Source organism: Winogradskyella ouciana (assembly GCF_009709615.1).
Lineage (GTDB): Bacteria > Bacteroidota > Bacteroidia > Flavobacteriales > Flavobacteriaceae > Winogradskyella > Winogradskyella ouciana.
The window spans coordinates 1-252 of record NZ_WJYA01000225.1 but is presented as its reverse complement, the minus strand read 5'-3'; the positions used below and the strand labels follow the sequence as shown (position 1 = coordinate 252).

Here is a 252-nt window from a genome sequence, read left to right as displayed (position 1 = left end):
CCGCCTGAATATATAGCGCGCCGCCAATCCGAAGATGACAGCCGCCCAAAACGCAGCCTCACAAATGACAATCAACCAAGCAATCGCGTTCAATCCGGTTCCCCCTTATCGTTTTCTAAAATGCATTGTATCACTGCTTTTTATTTAATACAACTGTATTACAAAATTGCAAGAAAAAATATTTCCTGTTACACTGGAACCATGCCTAAAATAATCGATCATGAAAAAAGAAGAAAACAAATAGCCGAAGCC

The 252-nt window shown here is 40.1% G+C and carries 1 protein-coding gene; it reads left to right on the top strand.

All coding sequences use genetic code 11. The features are described 5' to 3' along the window. Positions 1 to 252 (top strand): hypothetical protein (locus F1003_RS19035; protein ID WP_235898434.1); only part of this gene is annotated, 252 nt, incomplete at both ends.